This is a genomic window from Magnetococcales bacterium (assembly GCA_015231175.1).
GTDB lineage: Bacteria > Pseudomonadota > Magnetococcia > Magnetococcales > DC0425bin3 > HA3dbin3.
The window spans coordinates 19,720-27,797 of sequence record JADGBZ010000044.1; the positions used below are offsets into that span (position 1 = coordinate 19,720).

General features: G+C 45.1%; 3 protein-coding genes and 1 pseudogene. 3 read left to right on the top strand and 1 reads right to left on the bottom strand.

All coding sequences use genetic code 11. From position 1 onward, the window contains the following. Window positions 1-51: 51 nt before the first annotated feature. The 3 genes and pseudogenes from HQL63_10220 to HQL63_10230 all read left to right on the top strand — a co-directional run bounded on the left by HQL63_10220 (window position 52) and on the right by HQL63_10230 (window position 5,875). Window positions 52-2,655: a hypothetical protein gene (locus HQL63_10220; GenBank protein MBF0177205.1), complete on the top strand. Its 2,604-nt coding sequence runs from the start codon at window positions 52-54 to the stop codon at window positions 2,653-2,655. Between the two features lie 487 nt (window positions 2,656-3,142). Next, a pseudogene (locus tag HQL63_10225) lies at window positions 3,143-4,607 on the top strand (transposase). 320 nt (window positions 4,608-4,927) lie between these two features. After that, window positions 4,928-5,875 carry a flippase-like domain-containing protein gene (locus tag HQL63_10230; GenBank protein ID MBF0177206.1) on the top strand — a complete coding sequence of 316 codons (948 nt, stop codon included), beginning with the start codon at window positions 4,928-4,930 and terminating at the stop codon, window positions 5,873-5,875. A gap of 736 nt (window positions 5,876-6,611) precedes the next feature. On the opposite strand, the gene HQL63_10235 is transcribed toward HQL63_10230, so the two are convergent. Further along, the gene (locus tag HQL63_10235) at window positions 6,612-7,508 is read right to left on the bottom strand and encodes a hypothetical protein (protein ID MBF0177207.1); all 897 of its coding nucleotides are present in this window, start codon (window positions 7,506-7,508) and stop codon (window positions 6,612-6,614) included. Between the last annotated feature and the right edge of the window lie 570 nt (window positions 7,509-8,078).

Below are 8,078 nucleotides of genomic sequence, written 5' to 3' on the forward strand. Positions count from 1 at the left end.
TTCGTGTTTTGTAAAAAAGTTGATTTTAGATTCTTGCAGGGGAGTCGTGGCATGCCTTCCAGAAAGGAAAACAAAGATCCTAATTTGCGGCCACTGATGGTGTATGGCCATGTGGTTGTGAGCTTGTTCTCCCCAAGCGCGGAGATGGGAAGTGATATCTGCCTGCTCCCGACGCAAAGTAGCGGGCGTATTTCCAGTGAGGAGGGATACAAGAGGTTTTATTCTCGCACTCAGGAGACATGGACCGAAACTTTGCGAGCCGTTGCCATACTCCGAGATAAATTGGTTGAAGAGAGGCGACAGATTGGAGTGCCCGATCCATCGCAACTCAGGGATGTCAGAACCCCCGTTTTGGATTGTTTTTCAGCATTTCAGGATGCACTGATACGGGGAAATGAAGAAAATATTATCAGCAATCCGTTTTATTTACTAATGAAAATGATTTTTCATCTTAACATGCAAGCCTCTCAAGAATTATTCAAAGAAACAATCAAAACAGCAATACATGAACATTATAAAATAAATATATATCATAGCGACACAGACAGTACGCTGAAACCGTTTATTTCTTCTATTATTTTAATAGTGTCCATGTTGTCAGTGTATTTAGAAGTTAATCTATTACTTCCTTGTTATAATTTTATTGAAGCTATAGGTGCGATAATTGGGCTCATCTTTTCTGTAGCCATTCTTGATTTTAAAAATCGCTTACTAAGTGGCATTGCTGAGAAAAAGCAATTTAATAAAGGTATTGTTTATTGTTTTATGGTTGGTCCGCGCAGATTTATTATATCAATACTACTTATTCTGTTTACGATTTTCTCTATTCATAATAACGTTATGTCCTTTTTTTATCTTTTTTTTGAAACTGAAAAAAGTCTGACGGAAACGGGAGTTTGTATTGATTTTATTCGAATTGTTTTTGCTTCAGACTATCGTCAAATATTCGATATTTTTGTTGTTATTATTGCTACAGCAGTCATTTTCGGCGAAGTTTTTCTTTATTTTCGTCAAACTGTTGCAATAGAAATTCGAGAAGAGCAATTTAACAGAAGTAACCATGAGATTATTCCAATTTTTTTGGAAAAATTTACTGACAGTATTAATGGTTTTTTTGAGCAAAGAGAGATTTCAATTTCTCTTTTAAGCTGGTTGCCACGCCCTTCTAAATTATTGATACGGAATTCACTATTTATTTGGTTGTGCGGCATGAGCTGCGGGCTTAAATTTTGTTTAAAAAATATGGGGATACAGAGATATTTTAAGATATGGATCAGTCGCCTCTTTAGATCTGCTGTGCGAAGCAGCCATCACGACAGTATCCGGGAAATGGATGATTCAATAAGGAGTGTTTTGGCTGTTTTAGACCGTGACGGATGTAGGTTTCTGAAGTTTTTGTATCCAGATTTACAATGGAATAATAAGCGAAGGGAATTTACATTTATTGAACTGGGAGAGAAGCTTTTGCAGAGTGTAGAGAAAGGGCATAAAAACTTCAAAAATAGATTGCGGCAGGCTTGCGCAGTACCCTTGTATGCAAAAGTCAACTTCTGGAAAAAGATTCTCAACAGAGAAAAAGAATCCAGGATTCGGGAAGATTTTGAATTGACCCTTGACATGGCATATAAAGAACTTGGACGTGAACGGTATATAGAAAGGAGGGAAAAATTTAATTTTGCTAAACCTGTTGCCTTTGGTCTAAAGAACGCTGGATTATGTTCCTATTGCAGATCTCCTGGAATTTTTAATTTATGGGATTGTAATATATCTAATCCTGCAAGAAAAATTCATAGCGGCCTTGTTGACTCTATTGTATATTTCGTAAGTCACATTTTAACGTACTTAATATATTTAATTCTATTCAAAACACCCAACAAAAATACTAATGATTTACCGTGGTCACACAATAAATGGTTGCAAAATTACTGTCTATTATCTATGCAGGGTAGAGTAAAAGTAGACTACACCGGACTTGACAACATAGACGATATTCTCGAGATTAAAAAAAAGATTCCAATATTAATCAATAATGATATTAAAATAATTTTAACGATGTTGCAGAGTATAAATTTTTCATGGGTACGTGTATGGGTGGCAACCATAAATCACTACATCGATGTCCTTGAGGAAATGGATGAAGAAATAAACATGATTGTCGATGTAAGAAATAACACGATTGATTACTTTATGGAAGATGATTGCAATAAATTACTGTATATGCCATTACATTACAAAAGTCCGCGTATTTTTTCGCTAACAGAACAATTTAATACTATAATAAGCCAGATAGATCAAACAATGGAGTACGTAGAAGAATTAAATTATTTAGAGCTTCAAAAAAATCTGTATGCCAGCAAGGTTGAAAAAAAATGCGAGGAAATTAATCAGATAACGTCAGATGTTAAATTAAACCTTCTAGAAGGTGATATCGAATTCTCTGCATGGAAATCAATCAATGGAGATAATGTTGTCAATCATATCATAGACGAGGTAAAAAAAATTCAAACATCATTAGGTAAATTCAAACAAGGTGATGTTGCATCAAATTGCAAGGAAATTTTTATTGAAATTAGTATACTAAACAATCAATCAGATAAACTTTTTAATCGCATAAAGGAGATTATATCAACATTAAAGAATCAGGTACAGTCTTGATCATCGCTTCGATCATTTTATGAGCACGGTGCTCCCATCCACGGCATGTCCCTTCTTCCGGTCCATCCGGACTTCCAGTCCTGGCCCATCCATGGCATCTCATCCTCCTTGGTAGATCGAGGAAGCCTCCGTATCACAAAACAATGACTTCAGAAACGGTATCAGTCCACCAGGAAATTTTACAAGAGCCTCGAATGGAACTGGATTGGTAATTATTCACCGTCCTTGCAAGAAAAGCTTGGACATGAAAGCCTTTGTCAGGGCTTCGCCCCGAACCCCACCAGGACTCCGTCCTGGACCTGCCAGGGAGCCAGCCCCCTGGACCCCGATTCGTTGGCGGGTGGTGAATAGTTACCTGCTCAACTTTTGCAGTTCGCGGAACGGCCTGACGGCCTGATTTCCGCCAAAAATCCCGAGCGAGGCCGACCCTTATCTGTTATAATGTTGCTGTTATGTCAATACGTTAACAGTTAAAAGGACCGGCCTCATGGGCAACGATACCAGAACTCAGGCAGCTTTGCCTACCCCCATGATTGACGCCATAAAATCCAAATCCTTTGGGACATTCGGGGTGGATAACGCCGTGCTCGATCTTCTCGGGGAAATTAACTTTCTGGGAATCTTTTCTCACTACGGTTGGAGCAAGCGTTCCGGAAAGGATCTGCCATCCCTGATCATCCTTCTGATCATCCATCCACTACTGAAGGCCACCTCCATTCACATTTTCTGCCGCGACCATTTCCACTCGGTCTTCGCGGTGGGAAAGGACGCCTTTTATCGGCTTCTGCAACGCAGCTTTCCTTGGCGTACAGCCCATTGGTGTTTGGTCAAAAGACTGCTTTCTCAATGGAAAACTTTTGATCTCGGTGATGGCTACCTCGTTACCGATACCACAATCAAGGAGAAACGGGGCAGACGGATTGAGGGGGTCTGCTGGCATCACGATCACACCACAGAGCGAAAGGTCATCGGGTTTGAAACCGCCCAATTGATCTGGGTAAACGCCCAGGGAGCCTTGGCTTTGGATGCCGCATTGCGCTTCTCCAGACGCCCCCTGATCGGAAACTTGGTTGAGATCCTTAAGCATCGATTCGACAGGCGTTCCCATTTAGGGCGTCGATTCAAGGAGGCAGCTAACTTGACCAAACTTGACCAAGTTGTCACCATGGCCAAACGTGCCGTCCAGGCGGGCATTCCGGCCAAGTATTTCCTGGCAGACGCTTGGTTTGCCTCTTTGCAATTTGTGAAAGAGATCCATGCGCTTGGCGCCTATCCCCCTTATTCGGTGGAAACGCAACAAGGCCAAATTCCACTACCAGGGCGGAGAATTCACAACGACCGAGTTATGGTCTCAGTTTGCCAGGGCCAAGGCCCGGAAAGCAAAGGGATCCAAAAGGTTCAAGGGAACATTCCTGGACGTGGAGAATTCCGAAATCGGTCACGTTCGCCTTTTCTTTGTTCGTCTGATTGATCCCAAGAAAGGCTCCAAGGAGTGGGCCGTCTTCCTGACCACTGATCGCACCATGAGTCTGATGGCAATGATCGAACATTATGCCAACCGTTGGGGCGTCGAGGTATTCTACAAGGAGTCCAAACAGCACCTCGGTTTTCTCAGTGAATCCGTCCGTTCCTTCGAGGCCGTGACAGCATGCCTTCACTTGGCCGCCATGCGTCACGCCATCCTCTCCAGCGCGGTGGCGCTCAAAGGGGTCAGTCGGGACCAAATATCCCATGGCTTGGCTGCACTGACCTACACCAAAAAGCTCTGGGGCGCATTCCGCTGGCTCATCGCATCTGCCCTCGACAAGGCTACCAATCTGGGAAACGACCTGAAAAACGAGGTGATTGAACTCATCAACCGGGAAGTTGAAGCCTGGCTCGCCCAAGTGCTTCTCCTGGATCCTGTTGGTTTGAAACGTCAAAATCTAGCTGAAATGAACTGCAAAAGGTAACTATTCACCACCCTTGCAAGAAAAGCCTGGACGGGAAAGCCTTTGTCAGGGCTTCGCCCCGAACCCCACCAGGGCTCTGCCCTGGACCCGCCAGGGAGCCAGCCCCCTGGACCCCGATTCGTGGTCGGGTGCTGAATAGTTACTGCAAAAGTTGAGTTACCTGGATTGATCCTTGAACATTACACGTGTCGTGAACAGAATGCGACGGGGTTAAGGGGCATTTCCAGATCCGAGGCGAAAATCATCCCATGCACACATGTGGCGATCATCCGATGCGGTGGTCACATTTTTGGCAAAAATGCTGGCAGGTTTTGAGAATTTTGATACCTGTCGTCATCCTTGCGGCGATTGTTTCGCAGATGCAGTGGCAGCAGTTGCGTACCTTGTTGGGTCAAGCCGAATACCACCTCATTATGGTGGCGTTTGTTTTGCAACTGGCTCCCATTTTTCTCCAGGGTTGGCGCTGGCAGGTGCTTCTCAAAAGCGATGCCAACCCCTGGCCATGGGCCTGGGTGCAATTCATTCATCTGGAGGCTGGATTTTTTGATGCGTTCGTTCCGGGCCGGGTCGGCAGCGATATCTACCGACTGGCTTTGATACCGGCTGGACTGCGTCATCATGCGGCAGCATCGCTTTTGCTGATGAGGCTTCAGGGACTGGTTATCAACTTTGCAGCCTTCGTCATAGCGGCTTTGTTCTGGTTCGGGGCTGACGTGCAACAACACAAAACCCTGTTTGGGCTGGTGGGTATCACCACTCTGATCGGGGGAGTCGTGGGGGTGGTGCTTGTCAAAACCGGTTTTCCCTTCCTCCCCTGGATGCTTCGCCATCCAGGGGTCGTTGGCAAGTTGGCCGGACATGTCAGCAAGGTCATGGTGGCTTTGCGCGTAGGTGGACGGAACTTGCGCATCCTGTGGGTTTCTACCTGCATTGATATTGGTTTTGTTTTATGGAGCAGCTTGATTTTTCTCCTCGTCGGGCGTGCCTTTGGCATGGAGATCCCTTGGAGTTTGTTCATGGTGGGGTCTCCAGCCATCATGGTGACTGCCCTTCTTCCCATCAGCATCCAGGGTCGGGGGCCTGCCGAACTGGTCGCTCTCTATTTTTGGCATAAAATCGGTGGCGCCAGTACGGAACAGGTGGTTCTCGTCTCCCTCGGGGTGTTGGCGATCAACATGTTGCACTGTCTGCTGGCTGGTCTGCTGGTTCTTTGGCGTGCGCGGCAGCTTCCCTTGCCAAAATTGCCAGCAGGCATGACGAAGTCCTAAAAAAAGGGTAACTATTCAGCACCCTTTCAAAAAAAGCCTGGATATGAAAGCCTTTGTCAGGGCTTCGCCCCGAACCCCACCAGGACTCTGTCCTGGACCTGCCAGGGAGCCAGCCCCCTGGACCCCGATTCGTGGTCGGGTGCTGAATAGTTACAAAAAAGGGATGGAGGTCCAGGAGAAAGGGCTGCGCCCTTCCTCCTGGTGGGGCTTGGGGCGAAGCCCCAAAAAAAGATGGTTAAAAAATTGGGCTAAGCTCTTTTTTGTAAAAAGCGAAAAGAGGTCTGCGGAAAAGTGGAGCTTGCAAAATATTGAACAGATCAAAAAATAAAATCAACGGTTTAACCATACAAAGAGAAAATTTTCTAAAATATCTGAAATTTTCCGGTTGCACTCCCACTCTACACTGGCTAGACTTTTGCTAAGCGTAGAGCTGTATGCCAACCAAAGCCGTCGTTTCGGACAAGCGCGCATACGAGTGGGCAATTGATTTAATACCTCTCTGGGATGCGTGACTCCAGTCAGGGTTCGGGTACCTCAGAAATGAGGGAGGTTCGCCTGGGTGGGCCATTCTTGGTAGGCCAAGGAGTCCGAGTCGTGAGTCAAGCCTTGTGTTAGTAGCTTCTTTGCGCATGTCGCAAAGTGCTAGGGGAGATGGGGCGGGGCCGGATTTTGACGGGGGCGTGTTGGTGGGTCGCAAGTGATATTACGAATGGCGGAAGGAGTTCCTTCCGCCTTTTTAGTTGGTAGCCGCACACCATGAGGCGGTTCCTGCTTCGGTTTTCCAACGTATCAGGTCGGAAGGGTAGATGTTGGCGTAGGGCTTGGTACCGTCCGGCTGTTTCACGACCCTTTCTCTCTCCAAACAAAAATATTGGTTCCGACCGTCAGGCTTGGCCAAATCAAAGTGAAATCGGCTGTCATACCTGAGTCCAAAGCGAAACATGGCGTTGAGACGGTGATGTGGTGCCAATTTTTCCAGATCAGGGACGGGATGTGATTCCGGGGCGGACTCTGGCCTGAAGATTCCCTTCAGATCATCAATAAAGCCTTTCTGTTCCGGGGCGAAACGTGGCATGTTTTTCAAAACTGGCGCTACTCCCTCGAAGGTTGCAAAAAAATGTTCCGTATTTGCATTGTTAAAATTAAGCGTCGGAAGCATAACAAAGTAATAATTTAAATAATTTTTTCCAACTCTTGAATGTGTGTATGGTATAACGTTTTTAATGATCTTCAAGAAATCGTTTTGCCCGTCAGATAATTTATTTATGATCTCTTTGTATTCTTTGATGATTTTATCAATAGATATTGCCGGTTTTGATGTACTAACCGGAAAGGAGAAGAATCGACACTTATCCAGAAGGTATTCCCACTTCTTGACTTTCTGAAACACCAAGTAGATTTGGTTGATAGGGGGCAAAGCTGAATATGATTCTGAATCTAAAACTTTTTTATAAATATTTTCTATTGTTTTATCTATTTTTTTCTCATCATAGCTTAATTTATTGCCAATTTTCAGCGCGTTACACCACATAAACTCTGTGTTATAATTTTTTTTCAAATTAAACTTACTTATAATATTATTGTCATTTGGAATACCGGCCAGCACAAATAATGTACGATATTGATTATTCATATTTTACGATTTCAACAGATGGCGCACGATGCTTGCGGGAATGACCATCTTTTCCCGGACCTCCTCGGTTTGAGCATCGATGAGGACCAACAGAGGATTCAGTGGAGGTGATGATTCTGTGTGGACTCTAGGTTGGGCAGAGAGCAGAAAGTGACCAGGAGAGAGGCCCCAATGGCGCTTAGATAAGAATTTTCTTTTGAGTTTCAGCAAAGTGTGACATCGGCCTCCTGATGGCGCATGATTCCGGGTTGAACAGACCAAGGAAGCACGACCAAGCAGGAGACCGACCATGTTTAAGTCTACGCGATTGAAGGCTGTACACCAAATTGAAAAGTTGAAAATGCGTTTTTCCCCAGGGGAGTGGATTGCCTTTTGGAGAAATTCTAACCTCCGGGACGTTGCTCAATCTCCTGGAAGAGACGAAAGGTAAGTTTCGGGATCGGGTCTACCCCCCCATGGTTACCCTTTCCGCGTTCATTGCCCAAGTGATGAGTGAAGATCATTCATGTCGTGAGGCGGTGTCATGAAACGGCGGCCCATCTCCATGAGGATGGGTGGATCCTGTGGAGA

Excerpts from the sequence above, each read along its gene's own strand:
- HQL63_10220 (MBF0177205.1), top strand. The coding sequence starts at position 52 with ATGCCTTCCAGAAAGGAAAACAAAGATCCTAATTTGCGGCCACTGATG.
- HQL63_10235 (MBF0177207.1), bottom strand. The coding sequence starts at position 7,508 with ATGAATAATCAATATCGTACATTATTTGTGCTGGCCGGTATTCCAAAT.